The organism is Faecalibacterium intestinale (assembly GCF_040096575.1).
Lineage (GTDB): Bacteria > Bacillota > Clostridia > Oscillospirales > Ruminococcaceae > Faecalibacterium > Faecalibacterium intestinale.
The window spans coordinates 26252-48798 of record NZ_JBBMEN010000007.1; the positions used below are offsets into that span (position 1 = coordinate 26252).

Genomic DNA, 22547 nt, shown 5'->3' on the forward strand with positions numbered 1-22547 from the left:
AACAATCTTGACATTCTTTCGAAAAACAGGACATTTTTTGAAAGCCCTTGTTTCATTTCGGAAAATTTGCTAAAGTGTGTACAGTCAATGAACGAAAGCTCCGGCACCTGTGCGCCCGGAGAAGTTCACAATTATTTAAGGAGGACGATTCCTATGAAAATGATCTCTCGTCGTAGCTTTATGGCTGTTGCCGGTGCAGCTACTGCTGCTGTTGCTCTGACCGCCTGCGGTGGTTCCAAGAGCGGCTCCACTTCTACCGCTGCTTCCACCTCTACCGCAGCTTCTTCTGCTGCTGCCGGTGATGCAGCTGCTGCTGCCAGCGATCCCAAGGTGACTCTGGTCTACGCCGAGGTCAACCCGCTGGATACCATCGTTGGTCAGACCGGTTCTCACTTCAAGGAGAAGGTCGAGGAGCTGAGCGGCGGTTCTGTGGTCGTTGATGTGCAGGCTTCCGGTGTTCTGGGCTCTGAGAACGACGTTCTGGACGCTATTCTGGGCGGCTCTACCTCCATCGATATCAGCCGTATCTCTGCTTTTGCTCTGACCAGCTACGGCTGCAACAAGTCTAAGCTCCTGTCCATCCCCTTCACCTTCAACAACCGTGCTCACTTCTGGAACTTTGCCAACAGCGATCTGGCTCCTGAGTTCCTGAACGAGCCCCAGGAGCTGGGTCTGCCCGTTCGCGGCCTGTTCTACGGCGAGGAGGGCTTCCGTCACTTCTTCACCGTCAAGCCCGTTGCTGCGATCGGCGACCTGAAGGGCATGAAGCTGCGTGTGTCCAACGACCCCGTTATGAACGGCATGGTCGAGGGTCTGGGCGCTAACCCCACCGTCGTTGCTTTCGGCGAGCTGTACAGCGCACTGCAGACCGGCGTTGTGGATGGCGCTGAGCAGCCCATCGCAAACTACAAGTCCAACGCCTTCCCCGAGGTTGCTAACAACCTGATCCTGGACGGCCACACTCTGGGCGCTGTGCAGGCTGTCATCACCGACAACGCATGGGGCAAGCTGACCGCTAACCAGCAGGCTGCTGTTATGGCTGCTGCTGCCGACACCCAGAAGTTCAACGCTGATCTGTCTGAGACCGCTGAGAACAAGGTTCTGGACGAGCTGCGTTCCTCCGGCTGCAACGTTGTGGATGTGGACGACAAGACTCCCTGGCAGGAAGCTTGCGCTAAGGTCATCAAGGACAACACCTCTGATCAGGCTGAGCTGTACCAGAAGTTGCTGGACATGAAGGCATAATCTGGCTTTCCATCCAATCTAAGTAGTACATTGCCCGGCGGGGGCCCACGGGAATACGCCCGCAGGCTTCGCCGGGCTTTTATATGGAGGAATTTCTATGCCGAAAATCTTTACCACTCTGGATAAGATCAGACCGGCGTACGACATTACCTACAAGGTGGTTCTGTTCATCTGCAAGATCCTGCTGATTGCAGATATCCTCATTACCACGATGTCGGTCATTGGCCGTTACGTCCCCTTTATTCCGGACCCCTCCTGGTCTGAGGAGGTCGTTCTGACCTGCATGAGCTACATGGCTGTGCTGAGCGCTGCACTGGCCATCCGCCGCGGCGCACACATCCGCATGACTGCCTTTGATATGTACCTGCCCAAGAAAGTGGTCAAGGCGCTGGACATCCTGTCCGACGTGGCTGTGATGGTCCTTGGTGTGGTGATGATGGCGGTCGGCTGGAACTACGCCACCACACTGGGCGGTCGTGGCTTCTATGTTTCCATGCCCTGGCTGAGCCGCTTCTGGATGTACTTCCCGGTGCCGCTGGCCGGTGTTGCCATGATCATCTTTGAAATCGAGTCTCTGTATAACCATATCAAGAGCTTTTTTGTAAAGGAGGAAATGTAATATGACAGTTCAGACACTGGCAATCATTGTCCTTCTTGTCAGCTTCTTTGTTATGATCTTCCTGCGCTTCCCCATTGCATACGCCGTTGGTCTGTCCAGCGTGCTGTGCATGCTGGTGCAGGGACAGGCACTGACCGACGTCTGCCGCCTGATGGTCAAGGGTATCTCTTCCTTCAGTCTGATGGCAGTTCCGTTCTTCATCACCATGGGCGTGCTCATGGGCTCCGGCGGCATCTCTGAAAAGCTGATCGCACTGGCTGACGCCTGCGTGGGCTGGATGCGCGGCGGCATGGCCATGGTCAACATCGTGGCTTCCTACTTCTTCGGCGGCATTTCCGGTTCCGCTTCCGCCGATACCGCCTCCATCGGCTCTATCATGATCCCCATGATGGTGGATCAGGGCTACGGTGCAGACTTCTCCACCGCTGTTACCATTACCTCCTCCTGCGAGGGTCTGCTGGTTCCCCCCAGCCATAACATGGTCATCTACGCTACCACCGCCGGTGGTATCTCCGTGGGCAGCCTGTTCCTGGCCGGCTACCTGCCCGGCGCTCTGCTGGCTATCGTGCTGATGATCGGCTCCTACATCATCTCGGTCAAGCGCAACTACCCCAAGGGCGATCCGTTCAGCATCAAGGCTTTTGTCAAGCAGTTGGGCACTTCTATCTGGGCACTGGCCGCTGTTATCATCGTGGTGTTCGGCGTTGTCGGCGGTGTGTTTACCGCTACCGAGTCTGCTGCTATCGCCGTTATCTACTCTCTGCTCGTTTCCGTGTTCGTCTATAAGGGTCTGGACTGGAAGGGCGTGTGGCACGCTCTGGACGAGTGCGTCAACACCCTGTCCATCGTGCTGATCCTGATCGCTACCTCTGCAGTGTTCGGCAACTGCCTGACCATGCTGCACGTGCCCGATCTGGCAGCAACCGCCATCACCGACCTCACCGATAACCCCTACATCATTGCACTGCTCATCGACCTGATCCTGCTGGTGCTGGGCATGATCATGGATATGGCTCCCATCATCCTGATTGCTACCCCCATCCTGCTGCCCATCGCCACCTCCATCGGCATCGATCCCATCCAGTTCGGTATCATCGTGGTTCTGAACTGTGGCATCGGTCTGCTGACTCCTCCCGTTGGCTCCGTTCTGTTCATCGGCTCTGCCGTTGCAAAGCGCCCCATGGAGAAAGTGGTCAAGGCGACCCTGCCGTTCTACCTGTGTATGTTCGTTGCACTGCTGCTGCTGACCTACGTCCCCGACATCAGCCTTGCTATTCCCAAGCTGCTGGGCGGTTACGTAAGCCCCATCACAAACCCGCTGGGTCCTGTGTTCATCCACTAAGCGCAGCATAAGAGAAAACCCCTTGCATCTATAAGACCGGAGCCTGTCAGCCCTTTGGGCTGCGGGCCCCGGTCTTTTTTGCGTGTGCACCAAAATGCGGACAGCTTGCACGGCGGGGAACACTATGATAAAATAAAAAGCATAGAAGCTTGGAAGGGGAGAGAACACTATGGAGCAAAAACGCCTGTGTCCGTTCTGCATTGGGGAACTGCCGCCTGCGGCGACCGTCTGCCCCCATTGCGGGAAGATCTTAGAGGGCTGCAACCCGGCGGGCTGTCTGCCGGTGGGCACGGTGCTGGCCGGGCGCTACACTGTGGGCGAGATGCGCAGTCTGGACGGCGAGGGTGTACTGTACAGCGGCGTGGAGAATCTGGGCGCTTTCCGGGTGACCATCAAGGAGTACCTGCCGATCACCCTTTCTGCGGAGCGGGGTGCGGACTGCATCCTGCGCCCCAAGCAGGGCAGCGAAGTGCTGTTCAAGACCACCCGTATGGACTTTGCAGACCTGTACCGCGCCATCCAGCGCATTACCCCCGCCAGCGGTCTGGAAGCCGTGCTGGACGTGGTGGAAGCCAACAACACCGTGTATGCGGTGCTGGAAAACCTAGGCGGCACCCCGCTGGAGCAGTGGCTGGAAAACCGTCCTGCCCCGGTGCGGGCAGAGGAGGCCTGCGCCATGCTGCGCCCGGTGTTTGAGGGCGTGGCGACCATGCACAAAGCAGGGCTGGTGCACCGCGGCATCTGCCCGGAGAATATCCGGGTAATGGCAGATGGCCGCTGCCGTCTGGCTGGGTACGCCACTGTGGGTCTGCGCACCGCAGGCAGCGGCCTGCACGAGCAGCTGTACGAAGGCTACTCTGCGCCGGAGCAGTACACCACCGCCGAGTTTGAGGGGCGCTACACCGATGAGTACAGCCTTGCTGCCGTCTTTTACCGCATGGTGTGCGGGCAGGCACCCATGCCCGCTGCCCAGCGCGTGGTGTCGGACTCTAACCCCCGGGCACGCACCGTAGAGCCTGCCGTACCGGCCTATGTCTCCGATGTATTGCAGCTGGGGCTGCGGCTCAAGGTCATGGAGCGCATCCAGACCGTGCCGCAGCTGTATCAGGCGCTTTCTTCCAAGGAATATACCGCCGAGCTGACCCGCACCATGAAGCCGGAGACCCCGATGCATCCGGTGCGGGCAGAGCAGAGCCCGCAGGGCAGGGAACACCTGCTCAGTTTGAAGGGATTGCTGGCGGGCATCCTGATCCTGCTTTCCGTTCTGATCTTGCTCACCCTGTGGGGCATCGTGAGCCGCAAGGAGGAGCAGTCTGCAACCTCGGTGCCGAGCTCGGAAGCAGCCAGCAGCGAGGAAATGAAGCCACAGAACCTTGTGCCCAACTTTGTGGGCATCGACTACGAGCAGATCAAGAATAACCGCGAGTACACCAGTATGTACCTGTTCCGGGCGGTGCTGGAGTACAGCGATACTGTGCCCTCCGGGCAGGTTATCCGGCAGGAGCCGGAGGCTGGCGAGGTGATGGAGAACGGCGAGGTGATCCAGATCGTGGTCAGTCAGGGCCCGGAGAAGGTGGAGATGCCAAAGATCATCGGTGCATCGCAGGATAAGGCCATTGAGATCCTGAGCAGCCGGGGGCTTGTGGCCAGCTGCTTTATGGTGGTGAACGATGGCTCCTATGCCACGGGCTGTGTGGTCTCTGCCAGCGAGGAAGAGGGCGCTATGGTCACGGTGGGTACGGTGATCACCATATATATCGCCGCAGACCCCAGTGTGCAGATCACCGCCACCCCGGAAGAGCCTGCTGCTACCGAGCCTACTACCCCGGAAACGACCCCGGAGGGCAGCACCGAGCCGGAATACGATACAGATTAAACAGCATACAACAAAAGCAGAAGCGGGAGCCTTATAACGGGCTCCCGCTTCTGCTTGTTTAGGATAGGAAAGAGAATGGCAAATTAAAGGTTGGTGTAGCCCATCAGGCAGCGGTCTACCTCGGCGGCGCAATCGCGGCCCTCGCGCAGACCCCACACCACAAGGCTCTGGCCGCGGCGCATATCGCCGCAGACGAACACCTTGTCCACGTTGGTCTTAAAGCTGTGGTCAGCTACATTGCCCCGGGCGGTCAGCTCCACCCCAAAGGCATCGGCTGTATAGTTTTCGCAGCCGGTAAAGCCTGCGGCAATAAACGCCAGCTGGCACTCGTAGGTAAATTCCTTGCCGGTGGGCACCATGCTGGTGCGGCCGGTCTCGGGGTCGCGCTCCGGTTTCAGGCAGCTGATGACGGCACCGGTCAGGTTGCCGGCATCGTCCTTCAAAAACTCCTTCACGGTGGTCTGGTACACGCGCGGATCCTTGCCGAACTTTGCAATGCACTCGGTCTGGCCGTAGTCCACCTTCAGCACCCGGGGCCACTCCGGCCACGGGTTTGCAGCGGTGCGCTCGACAGGAGGCTGCGGCATCATTTCCAGTGCCATCAGGTCGGTGCAGCCCTGCCGCAGGGCAGTGCCCTGACAGTCGTTGCCGGTGTCGCCGCCGCCGATGACCAGCACGTTTTTACCGGCTGCGTTGATAGCTCTGCCGTCTGCAAAGCCGGAGTCCAGCAGGCTCTTGGTCACGCTGGTCAGGTAGTCCACGGCAAAGTGCACGCCCTTGGCGTCCCGGCCGGGCACGTTCAAATCGCGGGGCTTTTTTGCGCCGCAGCACAGCACCACGGCATCAAAATCTGCCAGCAGCTGCTCGGCGGGCACGGCACCGCCCACATCCATGCCGGTGCGGAACACCACACCCTCGGCCTGCATCAGCTTGACACGGCGCTCGATGACTGCCTTATCCAGCTTCATGTTGGGGATGCCGTACATCAGCAGGCCGCCCACACGGTCGGCGCGCTCAAACACCGTAACGGCGTGGCCGCGCTTGTTCAGATACTCGGCCACCGAAAGCCCCGCAGGGCCGCTGCCCACCACGGCAACGCTCTTGCCGGTGCGGGTCGGCGGCGGGGTAGCGGTAAGCCAGTTTTTGGCGTAGGCCGTCTCGATGATGGCGTGCTCGTTTTCGCGCACGGTGACACTGCTGCCGGTCACATCCCCGCAGGTGCAGGCGGCCTCACACAGGGCAGGGCACACCCGGCTGGTAAACTCCGGGAAGCGGTTGGTGGCCATCAGGCGGTGGAGCGCAAGCTCCCACTTGCCGTGGTACACCAGATCGTTCCACTCCGGGATGAGGTTGTTCAGCGGACAGCCGGAGGCCATGCCGCCGATCATCATGCCCGCCTGACAGAAGGGCACGCCGCAGTCCATGCAGCGGGCGGCCTGCGTCTGCTGCTGCTCCCGCGAGAGCCAGATGTGGAACTCGTTAAAATTTTCAAGGCGCTCCAGCGGCGCAACGTCCGTGCTGGTCTTGCGCGCATAATCCATAAATCCTGTTATCTTACCCATGCTGCTGCCCCTCCTTACTTATGCTTCTGCACTGCATAGAATGCTTCGATCTGTGCCTGCTCGCCGTCCAGACCACGCTCCTCTACCGAGGCGATGACCCGCAGCATCCGGTCGTAATCGTAAGGCAGCACCTTTTTGAATTTGGGCAGGAACGCACTGAAATTGTCCAGAATTTCTTTGCCGCGCGGAGAGCCGGTGGCCTCCACATGGGCGCGGATCAACTCCTTCAGGGTGGCAACATCGTACTTGTGCTCCACCGGCTCAAGGCTGACGGTCTCCTTGTTCACCCGCTGGTAGAAGTCCCAGTTCTCGTCCAGCACATAGGCAATGCCGCCGGTCATACCGGCTGCAAAGTTCTTGCCGGTCTGTCCCAGCACCACCACGGTGCCGCCGGTCATGTACTCACAGCCGTGGTCGCCCACGCCCTCCACAACGGCGGTAGCGCCGCTGTTGCGCACGCAGAAGCGCTCACCGGCCACACCGGAGATGAACGCCTTGCCGCTGGTAGCGCCGTACAGCGCCACGTTGCCGGTGATGATGTTCTCCTCGGGCTTGAAGTCGATGCCCTGCGGCGGACGCACAACGATCTTGCCGCCGGAAAGACCCTTGCCCATGTAGTCGTTGCAGTCACCCACCAGCTCCAGCGTCAGGCCGCTCGGGATAAAGGCACCGAAGCTCTGGCCGCCTGCACCGGTGCAGTGCACGGTGTACACATCATCCGGCAGGTCGTTGCCGTATTTGCGGGTGATCTCGCTGCCAAAGATGGCACCAAAGGCGCGGTCCACGTTGGAAACATTCAGGCTGACGCTCTGGGGAGCCTTGCTGCCCAGCTTGAACTTCTTCATCAACACCTTCATGTCCAGCGTGTTTTCCAGATGGAAGTCGTAGCTGTCCTCTTTGATGAAGTGGACGTTGCTGTTTGCAATGGCGGGGTTGTGCAGGATGCAATCCAGATCCAACTCCGCGGCGCGGCTGCCCGGGGCGGCGGGCTTGACCCGCAGCAGGTCGGTGCGGCCTACCAGCTCGTCCACGGTGCGCACGCCCAGCTTTGCCATGTACTCCCGCAGCTCCTCAGCCACAAAGGTGAGGTAGTTGATGATGTACTCCGGCTTGCCCTTGAAGTTCTTGCGCAGCTCGGGGTTCTGGGTGCAGATGCCCATGGGGCAGGTGTCCAGATTGCACACACGCATCATCACGCAGCCCTCTGCCATCAGCAGGGTGGTGCCAAAGCCGAACTCCTCTGCGCCCAGCATACAGCTGATGGCCACATCCCGGCCGGACAGCAGCTTGGAGTCGCTCTCAATGCGCACGCGGGTGCGCAGGCCGTTCAGGATCAGGGTCTGGTGGGTCTCGGCGATGCCCAGCTCCCAAGGCAGACCGGCGTGCTTGATGGAGGTGCGGGGTGCAGCACCGGTGCCGCCGTCATAGCCGGACACCAGAATGACCTGTGCGCCGCCCTTGGCAACACCGGCGGCAATGGTGCCCACACCGGCCTCGCTGACCAGCTTGACGTTGATGTTAGCGCTGCGGTTGGCGTTTTTCAAATCGTAGATCAGCTCTGCCAGATCCTCGATGGAATAGATATCGTGGTGGGGCGGGGGAGAGATGAGTCCTACGCCGGTGGTGCTGTGGCGGGTCTTGGCGATCCACGGATACACCTTTGCACCGGGCAGGTTGCCGCCCTCGCCGGGCTTTGCGCCCTGTGCCAGCTTGATCTGGATCTCCTCGGCGCTGACCAGATACTTGCTGGTCACGCCAAAGCGGGCAGAAGCTACCTGTTTGATCTTGGAATTGCTCTCGCTGTGGTAACGCTCCTCGGGCTCGCCGCCCTCGCCGGTATTGCTGCGGCCGCCCAGACGGTTCAGGGCGATGGCAATGGTCTCGTGCGCCTCACTGCTCAGTGCGCCGTAGCTCATGGCAGCGCCCTTGAACCGCTTGACGATGCTGGAGACCGGCTCTACCTCCTCCAGCGGGATGCCGCCGTCTGCGGCGTAGTTGAAGTCCAGCAGGCTGCGCAGATGCACGCCCTCGGCACCCATGTTGTCCACCGTCTGGGTGAACTGCTTGAAGGTGGCGTAATCGCCGGTGCGGCAGGCCTTCTGGAACAGGTGGATGGTCTGGGGGTTGAACAGGTGCTCTTCCTTGCCGCTGCGGAACTTGTGGGCACCGCTGTCGGACAGCTCCATGTTGATATCCAGTCCCAGCGGGTCAAAGGCAGCGTTGTGCTGCGCTTCCACATCGGCCTGAATGTCTGCCATGCTCACACCGCCCACACGGCTCACCGTGCCGGTAAAGTATTTGTCGATGACCTCCTTCGAGATACCCACAGCCTCAAAGATCTGGCTGCTCTGGTAGCTCTGGATGGTGGAAATGCCCATCTTGGAGGCGATCTTCACGATGCCGCTGAGGATAGCGTTGTCGTAGTCCTGCACGGCGGCGTAATAGTCCTTGTCCAGCAGACCTTCGTCAATCAGCTGCCCGATGGTCTCGTGTGCCAGATAGGGGTTGATGGCGCAGGCACCGTAGCCCAGCAGGGTGGCAAAGTGGTGCACCTCCCGGGGTTCGGCGCTCTCCAAAATCAGTGCCAGTGCGGTGCTCTTTTTGGTGCGGATGAGGTACTGGGACACTGCCGAAACAGCCAGCAGGCTGGGGATGGTCACATGGTATTCATCCACATCCCGGTCAGACAGGATGATGATGTTCGCACCCTCCTTGTAGGCGCGGTCCACCTCCAGAAATACCCGGTCGATGGCCTTTTCCAGACTGGTGTTCTTGTAGTAGTTGATGGACACCGTAGCCACCTTGAAGCCCGGCACGTTCATGTACTTGATCTTCAACAGGTCGGTGTTGGTCAGGATGGGGTTGTGCACCTTGAGCACCTTGCAGTTCTCGGGCTTATCCTCCAGCAGATTGCCGTGGGCACCGATGTAAACGCTGGTGGAAGTGACCACCTTTTCCCGGATGGCGTCAATAGGGGGGTTGGTCACCTGTGCAAACCGCTGCTTGAAGTAGTTGAACAGCGGGGGATGCTGGCTGCTGAGCACAGCCAGCGGAGTGTCGGTACCCATGGCACCGGAAGGCTCTGCGCCCGCCCGCGCCATGGCAAGGATCATGGTGTTCACGTCCTCGTACTTGTAGCCGAACACCTTCTGCAGCCGGGTCAGCTGTTCGCCGGTGTAGCTCTCCACCTTCACGTTGGGGATCTTCAGCCCGCTCAGCTGCACCAGATTGCGGTCGATCCACTCGCCGTAGGGCTCGCGGCTGGCGTAAAGCTCCTTCAGCTTCTCGTCGTCCACCACTTCGCCCTTGACGGTATCCACCAGCAGCATCTTGCCGGGGCGCAGGCGTTCCTTGACCAGAATATTCTCCGGATCGCATTCCAGCACGCCCACCTCAGAGGACAGGATCATGCGGCCGTCCTTGGTGATGTAGTAGCGGCTGGGGCGCAGACCGTTGCGGTCCAGCACCGCGCCCATCACGTCACCGTCCGAGAACAGGATGGCGGCGGGACCGTCCCACGGCTCCAGCATGGTGGCGTAGTACTGGTAGAAATCCCGCTTTTTCTGGCTGATGTTCTTGTTGTTCTCCCACGGCTCGGGGATGGTGATCATCACAGCCAGCGGCAGATCCATGCCGTTCATCACCATGAACTCCAGTGCGTTATCCAGCATGGCGGAGTCCGAGCCGGAGGTGTTGATGATGGGCAGGATCTTGTTCATATCGTCCTGTAAAATGGGGCTGGAGATGCTCTCCTCACGCGCCAGCATGGCATCGGTGTTGCCCTTGATGGTATTGATCTCGCCGTTGTGCAGGATAAAGCGGTTGGGGTGTGCACGCATCCAGCTGGGGTTGGTGTTAGTAGAAAAGCGGCTGTGCACCATACCGATGGCGGATTCATAATCCGGGTCCTGCAGATCAGCGTAGAAGCGGCGCAGGTCGTGCACAAGGAACATACCCTTGTACACGATGGTGCGGCTGGACAGGCTGGGCACATAGGTGCCGTTGCTGGCCTGCTCGAACACGCGGCGCACGATGTACAGGCGGCGGTCAAACTCAATGCCCTTGCTTACCTTGGCGGGCTTTTTGATGAAGCACTGCCAGATGGCGGGCATACAGTCCCGCGCCTTCTGCCCCACGGCATCGGGGTCAACGGGTACTTCGCGCCATGCCAGAAACTCCAGCCCCTCCTTGCGGGTGACCACCTCGAACAGCTTCATAGCCTGTGCCCGCAGGTGCTCGTTCTGGGGGAAGAAGAACATACCCACGCCGTACTCCCGCTCGTTGCCCAGCCGGATGTTCAGCTCCTCGGCCACCTTGGAGAAGAACTTGTGGCTGATCTGCAGCAGGATGCCCACGCCGTCGCCGGTCTTACCCTCGGCGTCCTTACCGGCGCGGTGCTCCAGCCGCTCCACGATGGACAGTGCATCGTCCACCGTCTGGTGGCTTTTACGTCCCTTGATGTCCACCACAGCGCCGATGCCGCAGGCATCGTGCTCGAACTGTGGGTCGTACAGACCAAGGGTGGTTTTCTGCTCTGTAAAGTTTTCCATAGTCTTTCCCATCCTTTTTACTTGTTTGCTTACCGGGGGCTGCGGCACCCTCCGCAGCTTTTTATCCCCTGCAAAAAGAAAAAAGCGCCCCGCAAGGGCATAGGATGCCCCTGCGGAACGCCTTTGTTCCGATACCTGATATTATACAGATTCCTGAAAAATCTTCAAGTGACAGCTGCACCAAATATGCTACACACATTGCGCCGCTTCTTGTGCGAAACGCCGCGAGCCCCCGCAGCTGTGCGCGGCATACAAACAAAACCTCACCCGCCCAGAATGGCCTGCAGGTCGGCTTCCGGGGTGGCAATGGGCTTGAGGCCGTACCGTTCCTGCAGGGTGCGCACCACCCCCGGCGAGAGGAACGGGGGCAGGGTAGGCCCCAGCCGGATGTTCCGGATGCCCAGCGCCAGCAGCGCGATGAGGATGCACACGGCCTTCTGCTCAAACCAGCACAGCACCAGCGAGAGGGGCAGGTCGTTGACGCCGCAGCCAAAGGCGTCGGCCAGCGCCAATGCGATGCGGATGGCGCTGTAGGCGTCATTGCACTGGCCCACGTCCAGGATGCGGGGCAGGCCGGTGCCCGGCACGGTGCCAAGGGGCAGGTCGTTCAGGCGGAACTTGCCGCAGGCCAGGGTCAGCAGGATGGTGTCGGGCGGGGTAAGGCGGGCAAACTCGGTGTAGTAGCGGCGGCTGGGCCGGGTACCGTCGCAGCCGCCCACCAGAAAGAAGTGCCGCAGCTTACCGTCCCGCACCGCCTGCACGATCTCGTCCGCGTGCTGCAGCACGGCGGTGCGGGCAAAACCGGTGGTCACCGTGGAGCCGCCGTTCAGGCCGGGCAGCAGGGTGTCCTGCGCGTAGCCGCCCAGCTCCAGCGCCTTTTCGATCACCGGGGAAAAGTCGCGCCCTTCGTCGATGTGGGGCACGCCGGGGTAAGCCACCACCGAGGTGGTGAACACCCGGTCGGCGTAGCTGGCGCGCAGGGGCATGATGCAGTTGGTGGTGAACAGGATGGGCGCGGGGATGTCCTCGAACTCCCGCTGCTGGTTCTGCCATGCGGTGCCAAAGTTGCCCTTGAGGTGGGGGTAGCGGCGCTTCAGCTCTGGGTAGCCGTGGGCGGGCAGCATCTCCGAGTGGGTGTAGACGTTGACGCCCCGGCCTGCAGTCTGTTCCAGCAGCTGCTGTGCGTCGTAGAGGTCGTGGCCGGAAATCACGATGAACGGCCCCTTTTCAATGGTCAGGGGCACCTGCACCGGTTCCGGATCGCCAAACGCGCCGGTGTTGGCCGCGTCCAGCAGCTCCATGCAGCGGTAGCTGGCTTCTCCTGTGGCCTGCACCAGCTGCCACAGGGCGTCGGTGGTCTGGCCGGGGTCGCCCACGGCCTGCAGGGCGGTACAGAAGAACCGGTCCAGCTCCGGGTCGATGCGGCCCAGCACCCGGGCGTGGTAGTTGTAGGCGGCCATGCCCCGCAGGCTGAACAGCACAAAGCATTTCAGGCTGCGCCGGTCGGCATCCGGTTCCCGCCAGAGGGCCTGCATGTCGTAGTCCGGGCCGGTGCCGGGGCTGGCGTCGTGCACCCGGCGGGTCAGCGCGTCCACGGCGGCGGGGTCAAAGTTCACGTTGGTAATGGTGGTGAACAGCCCCTGCATCAGCAGCCGGGCCTGTTCCGGGGCCGGGCCGCGCCCCGCCGCGATGAGCTGCCCGGCAAACGCGATGAGCGCCCCGGTGAGCCGGTCCTGTGCGGCGGCTGTCTCGGCCGACTTGCCGCACACCCCCGCTGCGCCGGTGCAGGCGGTGCAGCCCGCCGCCTGCTCACACTGAAAACAAAACATCTGCTCGTCCATACAAAACACCCTTTCTGCCATAAGATACTGCCAGTGTGGGCAGAGCGGGGCGGGGTTATACCAAAAAAGAGCCGCACCCCTGCGGGCGCGACTCTTGGACGATGCAGTATGACTTAGTAGGTGATGCCCTGTGCCATCATGGCGGTAGCGACCTTCAGGAAGCCGGCGCAGTTTGCACCGACCATCAGGTTGCCCTCAGAACCGGCAGCCACAGAAGCGTCATAGGAAGCGTGGAAGATGCCCTCCATGATGCCCTTCAGCTTGGCATCCACTTCCTCAAAGCTCCAGCTCAGGCGCTCGGAGTTCTGGCTCATCTCCAGACCGGAGGTAGCCACGCCGCCTGCGTTGGAAGCCTTTGCGGGTCCGTACAGAATGCCATTGGACAGGTAGACCTCGATGGCCTCCGGGGTGCTGGGCATATTAGCGCCCTCGCAGACCACGGTGCAGCCGCCCTTTACCAGAGCCTCGGCAGACTCCTTGTTGATCTCGTTCTGGGTAGCGCAGGGCAGGGCGATGTCGCAGGGGACAGTCCACACCTTGCTGCAATCAGCCACATAGGTTACACCCTCGTGAGTCTCGGCGTACTCCTTGATACGGCCGCGGCGCACTTCCTTCAGATCCTTGACGTAAGCCAGATCGATGCCGTTGGGGTCGTAGACATAGCCGTTGGAGTCGGACATGGTCACGACCTTGGCACCCAGCTGGGTAGCCTTCTCGCAGGCGTAGATAGCCACGTTGCCGGAGCCGGAGATGACCACGGTCTTGCCCTTGAAGCTGTCGTTGCGCATACACTTCAGAGCCTCAGCGGTAAAGTAGCACAGGCCGTAGCCGGTAGCCTCGGTACGAGCCAGAGAACCGCCGAAGGTCAGGCCCTTGCCGGTGAGCATACCGCCCTGGAAGCTGTTGGTCAGGCGCTTGTACTGGCCGAACATATAGCCGACCTCGCGGCCGCCGACACCGATATCACCGGCGGGGCAGTCCACGAACTGGCCGATGTGGCGGTACAGCTCGGTCATAAAGCTCTGGCAGAAGCGCATCACTTCCATGTCGCTCTTGCCGTGGGGGTCAAAGTCAGAGCCGCCCTTGCCGCCGCCCATGGGCAGGGTGGTCAGGCTGTTCTTGAAGGTCTGCTCGAAGCCCAGGAACTTCAGGATGCCCTGATTGACAGAGGGATGGAAGCGCAGGCCGCCCTTGTAGGGGCCAATGGCGCTGTTGAACTGCACGCGGTAGCCGCGGTTCACCTGCACCTTACCGGCATCGTCCACCCAAGGCACACGGAAGGTGATGATGCGCTCCGGCTCCACCAGGCGCTCGATCAGACCAGCCTTCTCGTACTCGGGGTGCTTTTCCACAACGGGCTGGATGCTCTCCAGCACCTCGCGCACAGCCTGCAAAAACTCGGGCTCGTTGGCGTTGCGCTTTTCCAGACCCTCGTAAACACGCTTCAGGTATTCATTCGTCAGCATAATAGAATACTCCTTTTTCCCAATTACTCTATAAATTTGAAAAAGCGGAAATGCCTTTGCCCGCCGCACAGCGGGGATATCCTTGCAGATGCCGGGCGCTTCCGGTTCTCCATGCTTGTATGGCACGCCCGCATAAGCGGGCAATGCTTACTTTACTATTATAAAGCTTTGCGGTGGGTTTTACAATAGCAAAAAGCAGAATTTGTTTAAAAAAACAGATAAAAAGTAACAGCTGCTTCACAAAACGAAAATTAAAAGCAGGAATGGGCCGCGAACCTTGTTTTTTAAAGTGCGCTGCCGCCCCAAAGCCGTGCGGAAAAGAATGTCTTTTGCACCGCGGCAGGCATATCTAAGCAAAAAGCCCTGTGTCGCAAGGTTAGCATCCTCGCCCTCTCCGTCTGCTCCCGCTGGTCGCATCCACCTCTCCCAAGGGGAGAGGCCTTGGCAAAAAGATGAAGTTAGCGTGGACTGCCAAGGGCTCTCCCTTTGGGAGAGCTGTCACCGTAGGTGACTGAGAGGGCGAGCTTGCTAAAACAAGAACATATAGAAAAGGCTGCTGCACAGCAGTTTGTGCAGCAGCCAGAGGGTCAGATCATTTCAGCAGCTTTTCGCAGGCGTCTGCTGCGCCTTCCAAAAATTCGCCGCCGTAGGTCTCGATCATGCCGGCGTCGGAAAGCTCGGCCAGTTTGGGGTCGATGGGGCACTTGGCCAGCACGGGCAGGTTGTGCTTTGCGGCCACCTCGTCCACATGACTGTTGCCAAACACATTGATGTGCTTGCCGCAGTCCGGGCAGACGATGTAGCTCATGTTCTCCACGATGCCCAGCATGGGCACCTTCATCATCTCAGCCATGTTCACGGCCTTTGCCACGATCATGCTTACCAGCTCCTGCGGGCTTGCCACCACAACGATGCCGTCCACCGGCAGGCTCTGGAACACGGTCAGGGGCACATCACCGGTGCCCGGGGGCATATCCACGAACAGGAAATCCACGTCCTTCCAGACCACATCGGTCCAGAACTGCTTGACGGCACCGGCGATGACCGGGCCGCGCCACACAACGGGGTCTTCCTCGTTCTCCACCAGCAGGTTGATGCTCATCACATCAATGCCCATACGGCTCTGGATGGGCCAGCAGCCCTTGTCGTCCGCCATGGCACGGCCATGAATGCCGAACAGCTTGGGGATGGACGGGCCGGTGATATCGGCATCCAGAATGCCGCAGTGGTAGCCGCGGCGGGCCATGGCACAGGCCAGCAGGGCGCTGGTCATGCTCTTGCCCACGCCGCCCTTGCCGGAAACAACGCCGATGACCTTTTTCACACTGCTATTAGGGTTGGGGGCATCGTGCTGCGGAGCGGCATCGCGGGAAGAACAGGCTGCACTGCAATTAGAGCAGTCATGGGTACATTCTTCGCTCATTCTCTTTGTCGCGCACGGCAGGGGCAGGACCCGGGCGGTGCGCTTCCTCCTTGCTCAAAATACAGGCGCGGGCTTGCGCCCTGCCTGACCACTGTTAACTATACCATAAAAAGTGCGCAGAAACAACCCATAGCGCCGCTCATGTTTTGCAAAGCTGCCGCATAGGCTGAACCGTGAACGCCCGTTCCGGGGCAGGGGGAGGTGCAGGGTGCGGCAGAATTACTTTAAAAATGCGGCGCTGCTTACCGGTTCGGACGTGGTGCTGCGGCTGGCAGGCATGGGGCTGCGCATCTGGCTGGCTAACGCCTTGGGCGGGGCGGGTATGGGGCTGTACCAGCTGGTGCTGGCGGTGTACGGACTGTTCGTTACGCTGGCTACGGCGGGCATCTCGGTGGCGGCTACCCGGCTGCTGACCGAGGAGCTCAGCCGGGACAAGGCCGCTGCGCGCGGGATGCTGGTGCGGCTGGTGTTGGCAGGGCTTACGCTGGGCGGGCTTGCCATGGTCGCCCAGCTTGCCACCGCAGGCCTTGCGGCAAAATGGTGGCTGGGGGATGTCCGCGCCGCTGCCGCGCTGCGCACCTCGGCGCTGGGGCTGCCGTGGATGGCGATCTCGGCGGTGCTGCGTGGCTTTTTTCTGGCGCGGCGGCGGGTGGAGCCGAACGTGCTCAGCCAGCTGGCAGAGCAGACGGTGCGTATTGCCGCCGTGGTGTGGGCGCTTTCCCGCACGCAGGGCTGGCCGGACGGCAGCCGCTGCGCGCTGGTGCTGGCGGCTACCGCCCTGAGCGAGGCCGTATCCACCGCCCTGATGGCATTGTTTTACCGGCGGGAGGCGGCACGCTGCTTCGGCAGCACAGCGCCGCGCCCGCCAAGGGAGGTGTCCCGGCGGCTGTGGGACATCCTTTGGCCGGTGGAGGGCGGCAGGGCGCTTTCCAGCGCGCTGCACACGGCCGAGAATATGCTGGTGCCCGCCTGTCTTGCGGTATATCTGGCGGCTTCCGGCGGGCGCACCGCCGCGCTGGAGCAGTACGGCACCTTAAAGGGTATGGCACTGCCGCTGCTCAATTTCCCCTTTGGGCTGCTGGGCAGTCTGGCGGTTTTGCTGATGCCGGAGATCACACAGGCGCATATCGAGGGACAGACCGCCCGGCTGAACGCACTGCTGGACCGGATGCTGCGGCTCACGGGGTATTTCTCCGCGCTGGCGGGTACGCTGTTCTGGGTGTGGGGCAGGCCGCTGGCGCAGCTGCTCTACCATAGCCCGGAGACCGGGTTCTATCTGGAGATCCTTGCCCCGGCTATGCCGCTGATGTACTTGGAAAGCATGGTGGACGGTGCCATGAAGGGCATCGGGGAGCAGAAAGCCGCTTTCCGGTACAGCGTATGGGACGCCGTGCTGCGCATTGGCGGGGTGGCGGTGCTGCTGCCCCGGTACGGGATGCGGGGCTTTCTGGCGGTGATCCTGCTTTCCAGCTTCTACACCTGCGCGGCCAACACCGGGCGGCTGCTGCTTTCCAGCGGCACAGGGCACGCCTTCCGGCGCTGGCTGGGTGCACCGCTGCTGGCTGCTGCCGCCGCCGGGGCGGCAGGGCGGGGCGTGCGCCGTGCGCTGGCGGGCTTTCCGGCACAGGAATTGGCGGGGCAGCTGGCAGTGCTGGCGGCGGGCGGCACGGTGACGGCCATCGTGTTTTTACTGGCGGCGCTGCCGCTGGGGCTTTGGGAGGAAGTGCGGGCGGTGCTGCGGCAGGCAAAGACCGGGAAAAACAGGGGAAAGTGATAAAAACGTAAATTTTCTGGACACAGGCGGGGATTGTGAGTATAATACAAACGTGTAGTTGTATCCTTCCGGCACTGCCGGGGAACACTGCCGAAAAAGCAGCGCTGGGCAAAAGCCTTTGGCGCTGAGAGGAAAAAAGAGGATCGTAAGTGAAAGATAAAACCAAGAATACCCCGCAGGTGCTGCTGCGCCGTGCGCTGCTGGTGCTGATGGATGCTGCCATTGTGGCATTCAGCTTTTATTTTGCCCTGCTGCTGCGGGCAGACGGTGCGGTAGATGCCGTGTGGTGGCCGCACAACCGCGCTCTGCTATACGAAAATCTGCCGTGGATCGTGGCGGTGTATATCGTCTGCTTTCTGGCGGGCGGGCTGTACTCGGTGCTGTGGAAGTACGCCGGTGAGCGGGATCTGATCCGTCTTGCCGGGATGATCGCCGTGCCCACCGCTGTGGTGTATGTAGTGAACCGCCACTTTATCCACGGTGTGCTGTTTAATTCCGCCAACTGTATGGCATCCGTGCTCATCTTTTTGTTTATCGGCGGCAGCCGTCTGGCATGGCGGCTGTTTTTGAACCACCCGCTGGGTGAGCAGCTGCGCAAGGTGCCCGCCAAAGACCCCAACCGCCCTGTAATGATCGTGGGCGCGGGCGAAGCCGGTGCATGGGCCATCAACGTGTGCAAATCCAACAAGGAATACGGCCACGCCGTGGTGGCGGTGGACGATGACCCCGCAAAGCTGAACCAGACCATCCACGGTGTGCCGGTGAAGGGCACGCTGGAGGACATCCCGGAGCTGTGCAATCGCTACGGCATCCACAGCATCATCATTGCCATCCCCACCTTAAAGGGCAGCCGCCTGAGCCACGTCATCGACCTGTGCGTCAGCACCCACTGCGCGGTACAGGTGCTCAGCGACCCGCAGCTGGTGGGCAGCGGTGCGCCCCAGCAGGAGGTGTTCCGCGAGCTGAACCCCGCCGATTTCCTCTCCCGCGAGGAGGTCACGCTGGATACCGACAAAATATCCGGCTACCTTACCGGCAAAACGGTGCTGGTAACGGGCGGCGGCGGCTCTATCGGCAGCGAGCTGTGCCGTCAGGTCATGCGCTTTAAGCCCGGCAAGCTGCTTATTTTTGATATCTACGAAAACTGCGCCTACGAGCTGCTGATGGAATTGCAGCAGAAGTACGGCCGCGATATCCCGGTCACGGTGCTCATCGGCTCTATCCGGGATAAAAAGCGTCTGGACGAGGTTTTTGATACCTACCACCCCACGGTGGTGTTCCATGCTGCGGCGCACAAGCACGTTCCGCTGATGGAGGTAAGCCCTGCCGAAGCCGTAAAGAACAATGTGCTGGGCACCAAAAATCTGCTGGTCAGCGCCAGCGAGCACGGGGTGGAGCGCTTTGTGCAGCTTTCCACCGATAAGGCTGTGAACCCCACCAGCGTCATGGGCTGCACCAAGCGCATCTGCGAGATGCTCATCCAGACCTTTGCGGGCAACACGGATATGAAGTGCGTGGCGGTGCGGTTCGGCAACGTTCTGGGCAGCCACGGCAGCGTTATCCCGCTGTTTGAAGCCCAGATCAAAAAGGGCGGGCCGGTCACCCTGACCGACCCCAACATCGTGCGCTACTTTATGACCATCCCGGAAGCAGCCCAGCTGGTGCTGCAGGCGGGCGCATTGGCCGAGAGCGGCAACATCTATGTGCTGGATATGGGCGAGCCGGTGCGCATTATGGACCTTGCCAAGCAGCTCATCCGCTTTTACGGCTACGAGCCGGGCGTGAATATGGAGATCAGGATCGTGGGTCTGCGCCCCGGAGAGAAGCTTTACGAGGAGCTGATGATGGACGAGGAGCAGGACAAGATGCGCCGCACCCAGCACAATAAGATCTTTGTGGCAAGCCCCCGCACCATTGATCTTGCCGAGTTCTACGGGCAGCTGCAGGCGCTGGAAGCCGCTGCCGCCCACAACGATGAGGGCGTGGTGCGCCAGCTGGCAGCCATGATCCCCACCTTTACCCCCACCCGGGAGAACCTGAAACTGTAACAGCTTGAACTGCGGCACTGGGCCGCATGGGATAGACCGCAGGCCGGAAAATGCCGGGCTGCGCAAAACGAGAGGGATGTTATTATGGAAAAGAAACCGTTTCTGACCGAGGCGATGGCACAGCAGATCATCGAGGATGTGCCCACGCCGTTCCACGTCTACGACGAAAAGGGCATCCGGGAGAATGTCCGCCGCATCAACAAGGCCTTCAGCTGGAACAAGGGCTTCAAGGAGTATTTTGCGGTCAAGGCGCTGCCGAACCCTGTCATCCTGCAGATCCTCAAGGAGGAGGGCTGCGGCGTGGACTGCTCTTCCCTGACCGAACTGATGCTCAGCGAGGTCTGCGGCTTTACCGGCCACGATATCATGTTCTCCTCCAACCAGACCCCCGTGGAGGATATGAAGAAGGCTTACGAGCTGGGTGCCTACATCAATCTGGACGATGCCACCATGGTGGAGTTTCTGGAGCGGGTGGCTGGTGTGCCGCAGGAGATCTTCTGCCGCTATAACCCCGGCGGGACCTTCCAGCTGGGCGAAAGCGAAGAGGGCTTTCAGGTCATGGACAAGCCCGGCGATGCCAAGTACGGCATGACCGAGCAGCAGATGATCGACAGCTACAAAAAGCTGATGCAGAAGGGCGCAAAGCAGTTCGGCATCCATGCGTTCCTTGCCTCCAACACCATCTCGGATGCCTACTACCCGGAGCTGGCAGCAATCCTGTTCCGGCTGGCTGTCCGGGTGCAGCAGGCTACCGGTGCGCATATCAGCTATATCAACCTGTCCGGCGGCGTGGGCATCCCTTACCGCCCGGAGCAGACCGAGAACGATATCATGGCCATCGGCGAGGGTGTGCGCCAGAAGTTTGAAGAGATCCTTGTGCCTGCCGGCATGGGGGATGTAGCCATCTTCAGCGAGATGGGCCGCTTTACTACCGGCCCCTACGGCGCGCTGGTGTCCACCGTCATCCACGAAAAGCACATCTATAAGGAGTACATCGGTCTGGACGCCTGCGCCGCAAACCTGATGCGCCCCGCCATGTACGGCGCTTACCACCACATCACCGTGCTGGGCAAGGAGAACGCCCCCTGCGACCACAAGTACGACGTGGTGGGCGGCCTGTGCGAGAACAACGACAAGTTTGCCGTTGACCGGATGCTGCCCAAGATCGACATCGGAGATATCCTTTACATCCACGATACCGGTGCCCACGGCTCCGCTATGGGCTACAACTACAACGGCAAGCTGCACTGCGCCGAGGTGCTGCTGTGCGAGGACGGCTCTCACCGGCTGATCCGCCGCGCCCAGACCCCCCGCGATTACTTTGCAACGCTGGATTTTTTGCCCTTTATGAAGCCCCTGTTTGAGGACTGATTCTGATAAAAACGAGGTATGACTCATGTTTTTTGGCTTTCAACTTACCCTTGGCCTGATGATGGCCTTTTACGGTTTTTCGGTGATGAAAAATCCCCGCGTGTGGGGCGATCAGGGGCGCAGGGCGGTCAAGGCCGAAAACTTTGAGGAATACTGCCGCCAGAACGGCCAGTTCTTTTTAAAGGCAGGCTGCGTTGTGGCGGTGATCGGTGCATTGGATGCCCTGATCACACTGGATGCGCTGCTGTACGCTCTGCTGTACATTTTTGGCTTGGCCTTTGCCTTCTACCCCCTTACCCGTTGGTGCAAGCAGAACGAGGGCTTCTCCTGGCCGTGGCCCCACGTCCAGAGCGAGAAAAAGCGCATTAAAGAACTGCGCCGCGAACAGCAGGCACAGGAGAACGAGGAAAAAGGGGAGAAGTAATCCCCCGGATAAAGCAAAATAGCAAAAGAACAGCTCCCGGTCACGCCGCTTAACGTGACCGGGAGCTGTTTTAGCTTACTGCTGGATAAGTGGGCGCTTACTCGGCGTCCTTCGGGTCGGTCATCAATTCCTTGATGCTGGGCACAACGCCGCCCAGATTCTGCAGCTCAGAGGGGATGATGATCTTGGTGGCTTTGCCGTTGGCGACCTTCGCCAGCGCTTCAAGGCTGCGGATGGCCAGCACCTTGTCGCTGGGCATGGCCTCGTTCAGCAGACGGATGGCATCGGCGTTGGCCTTCTGCACAGCCAGAATGGCCTGTGCCTCGCCCTCGGCCTCCAGAATGCGCTGCTGCTTCACAGCATCGGCGCGCAGGATGGCAGATTCCTTTTCGCCCTCTGCGGCGGTGATGGCGGCCTGCTTTTCACCGTCGGCCTTCAGGATGACGGCGCGCTTCTCGCGCTCAGCCTTCATCTGCTTTTCCATGGCTTCCTGAATTTCCCGCGGCGGGATGATGTTCTTCACCTCCACGCGGTTCACCTTGATGCCCCACTTGTCGGTGGCTTCGTCAAGGATAGCGGTGATCTTGCCGTTGATGACATCGCGGCTGGTCAGGGTGTGATCCAGCTCCATCTCACCAATGATGTTGCGCAGGGTGGTGGCAGAAAGGCTCTCGATGGCGGCAATGGGCTGGTTGACACCGTAGGTGTACAGCTTTGCGTCCATGACCTGAAAGAACACCACGGTGTCGATCTGCATAGTCACGTTATCGCGGGTGATCACAGGCTGAGGGGGAAAGTCTGCAACTTGCTCCTTCAGGCTTACCTTTTTGGCAATGCGCTCAATAAAGGGGATCTTGACGTGCAGGCCGGCAGTCCATGTATCGGAGTAGCTGCCCAGCCGCTCAATGACATATACCTTGGACTGCGGCACGATGACGATGTTGGAAACAATGACCAGCACCAGAACAAAAACAAGCGCAAGGATGACAAAAAACAGAACCATAGT

The 22547-nt window shown here is 60.4% G+C and carries 14 protein-coding genes; 8 read left to right on the top strand and 6 right to left on the bottom strand.

Annotated features, from left to right (window positions below; translation table 11 throughout):
- The first annotated feature begins 153 nt into the window (after positions 1–153).
- The 4 genes from WMO20_RS07385 (at position 154) to WMO20_RS07400 (ending at position 5082) form a co-directional block, all read left to right on the top strand.
- Positions 154–1245: a TRAP transporter substrate-binding protein gene (locus tag WMO20_RS07385; protein WP_349186297.1), complete on the top strand. Its 1092-nt coding sequence runs from the start codon at positions 154–156 to the stop codon at positions 1243–1245.
- 97 nt (positions 1246–1342) lie between these two features.
- Complete coding sequence (locus WMO20_RS07390; RefSeq protein ID WP_055184996.1) at positions 1343–1864, top strand: TRAP transporter small permease; 522 nt, start codon at positions 1343–1345, stop codon at positions 1862–1864.
- A 1-nt stretch (position 1865) separates the two neighbouring features.
- Entirely contained in the window at positions 1866–3206 is a 1341-nt protein-coding gene (locus WMO20_RS07395) for a TRAP transporter large permease (protein ID WP_055184998.1), read from the top strand.
- Positions 3207–3375: 169 nt separating this feature from the next.
- Positions 3376–5082, top strand: a complete 1707-nt coding sequence (locus tag WMO20_RS07400) for a PASTA domain-containing protein (protein ID WP_349186300.1) — start codon at positions 3376–3378, stop codon at positions 5080–5082.
- A gap of 83 nt (positions 5083–5165) precedes the next feature.
- Here the strand turns inward: WMO20_RS07400 and WMO20_RS07405 are convergent, their stop codons facing one another.
- The 5 genes from WMO20_RS07405 to WMO20_RS07425 all read right to left on the bottom strand — a co-directional run bounded on the left by WMO20_RS07405 (position 5166) and on the right by WMO20_RS07425 (position 15924).
- Complete coding sequence (locus tag WMO20_RS07405) at positions 5166–6644, bottom strand: glutamate synthase subunit beta (RefSeq protein WP_349186302.1); 1479 nt, start codon at positions 6642–6644, stop codon at positions 5166–5168.
- 14 nt (positions 6645–6658) lie between these two features.
- Positions 6659–11194: a glutamate synthase large subunit gene (gltB, locus tag WMO20_RS07410; RefSeq protein WP_349186304.1), complete on the bottom strand. Its 4536-nt coding sequence runs from the start codon at positions 11192–11194 to the stop codon at positions 6659–6661.
- Between the two features lie 263 nt (positions 11195–11457).
- Complete coding sequence (gene hcp, locus WMO20_RS07415; RefSeq protein WP_044960262.1) at positions 11458–13035, bottom strand: hydroxylamine reductase; 1578 nt, start codon at positions 13033–13035, stop codon at positions 11458–11460.
- A 113-nt stretch (positions 13036–13148) separates the two neighbouring features.
- Positions 13149–14501, bottom strand: a complete 1353-nt coding sequence (gdhA, locus tag WMO20_RS07420; RefSeq protein WP_117929781.1) for an NADP-specific glutamate dehydrogenase — start codon at positions 14499–14501, stop codon at positions 13149–13151.
- A gap of 592 nt (positions 14502–15093) precedes the next feature.
- Positions 15094–15924, bottom strand: coding sequence for an Mrp/NBP35 family ATP-binding protein (locus tag WMO20_RS07425; RefSeq protein ID WP_217297121.1), 831 nt, complete (start codon positions 15922–15924; stop codon positions 15094–15096).
- A 208-nt stretch (positions 15925–16132) separates the two neighbouring features.
- Between WMO20_RS07425 and WMO20_RS07430 the strand changes: the two genes are divergently transcribed.
- The 4 genes from WMO20_RS07430 to WMO20_RS07445 all read left to right on the top strand — a co-directional run bounded on the left by WMO20_RS07430 (position 16133) and on the right by WMO20_RS07445 (position 21541).
- Entirely contained in the window at positions 16133–17698 is a 1566-nt protein-coding gene (locus tag WMO20_RS07430; RefSeq protein WP_349186307.1) for an oligosaccharide flippase family protein, read from the top strand.
- 149 nt (positions 17699–17847) lie between these two features.
- Entirely contained in the window at positions 17848–19746 is a 1899-nt protein-coding gene (locus WMO20_RS07435) for a polysaccharide biosynthesis protein (RefSeq protein ID WP_349186308.1), read from the top strand.
- Between the two features lie 84 nt (positions 19747–19830).
- Positions 19831–21117 (top strand): diaminopimelate decarboxylase, encoded by a 1287-nt coding sequence (locus WMO20_RS07440; RefSeq protein WP_154265514.1) that lies wholly within the window; start codon positions 19831–19833, stop codon positions 21115–21117.
- Between the two features lie 25 nt (positions 21118–21142).
- Positions 21143–21541: a hypothetical protein gene (locus WMO20_RS07445; protein WP_005923466.1), complete on the top strand. Its 399-nt coding sequence runs from the start codon at positions 21143–21145 to the stop codon at positions 21539–21541.
- 97 nt (positions 21542–21638) lie between these two features.
- Here the strand turns inward: WMO20_RS07445 and WMO20_RS07450 are convergent, their stop codons facing one another.
- Positions 21639–22544, bottom strand: a complete 906-nt coding sequence (locus WMO20_RS07450; RefSeq protein WP_112090331.1) for an SPFH domain-containing protein — start codon at positions 22542–22544, stop codon at positions 21639–21641.
- Positions 22545–22547: the final 3 nt, after the last annotated feature.

Excerpts from the sequence above, each read along its gene's own strand:
- WMO20_RS07390 (WP_055184996.1), top strand. The coding sequence starts at position 1,343 with ATGCCGAAAATCTTTACCACTCTGGATAAGATCAGACCGGCGTACGAC.
- WMO20_RS07425 (WP_217297121.1), bottom strand. The coding sequence starts at position 15,924 with ATGAGCGAAGAATGTACCCATGACTGCTCTAATTGCAGTGCAGCCTGT.
- WMO20_RS07400 (WP_349186300.1), top strand. The coding sequence starts at position 3,376 with ATGGAGCAAAAACGCCTGTGTCCGTTCTGCATTGGGGAACTGCCGCCT.
- WMO20_RS07440 (WP_154265514.1), top strand. The coding sequence starts at position 19,831 with ATGGAAAAGAAACCGTTTCTGACCGAGGCGATGGCACAGCAGATCATC.
- WMO20_RS07385 (WP_349186297.1), top strand. The coding sequence starts at position 154 with ATGAAAATGATCTCTCGTCGTAGCTTTATGGCTGTTGCCGGTGCAGCT.
- WMO20_RS07445 (WP_005923466.1), top strand. The coding sequence starts at position 21,143 with ATGTTTTTTGGCTTTCAACTTACCCTTGGCCTGATGATGGCCTTTTAC.
- WMO20_RS07395 (WP_055184998.1), top strand. The coding sequence starts at position 1,866 with ATGACAGTTCAGACACTGGCAATCATTGTCCTTCTTGTCAGCTTCTTT.
- gdhA (WP_117929781.1), bottom strand. The coding sequence starts at position 14,501 with ATGCTGACGAATGAATACCTGAAGCGTGTTTACGAGGGTCTGGAAAAG.
- WMO20_RS07450 (WP_112090331.1), bottom strand. The coding sequence starts at position 22,544 with ATGGTTCTGTTTTTTGTCATCCTTGCGCTTGTTTTTGTTCTGGTGCTG.
- gltB (WP_349186304.1), bottom strand. The coding sequence starts at position 11,194 with ATGGAAAACTTTACAGAGCAGAAAACCACCCTTGGTCTGTACGACCCA.
- WMO20_RS07405 (WP_349186302.1), bottom strand. The coding sequence starts at position 6,644 with ATGGGTAAGATAACAGGATTTATGGATTATGCGCGCAAGACCAGCACG.
- hcp (WP_044960262.1), bottom strand. The coding sequence starts at position 13,035 with ATGGACGAGCAGATGTTTTGTTTTCAGTGTGAGCAGGCGGCGGGCTGC.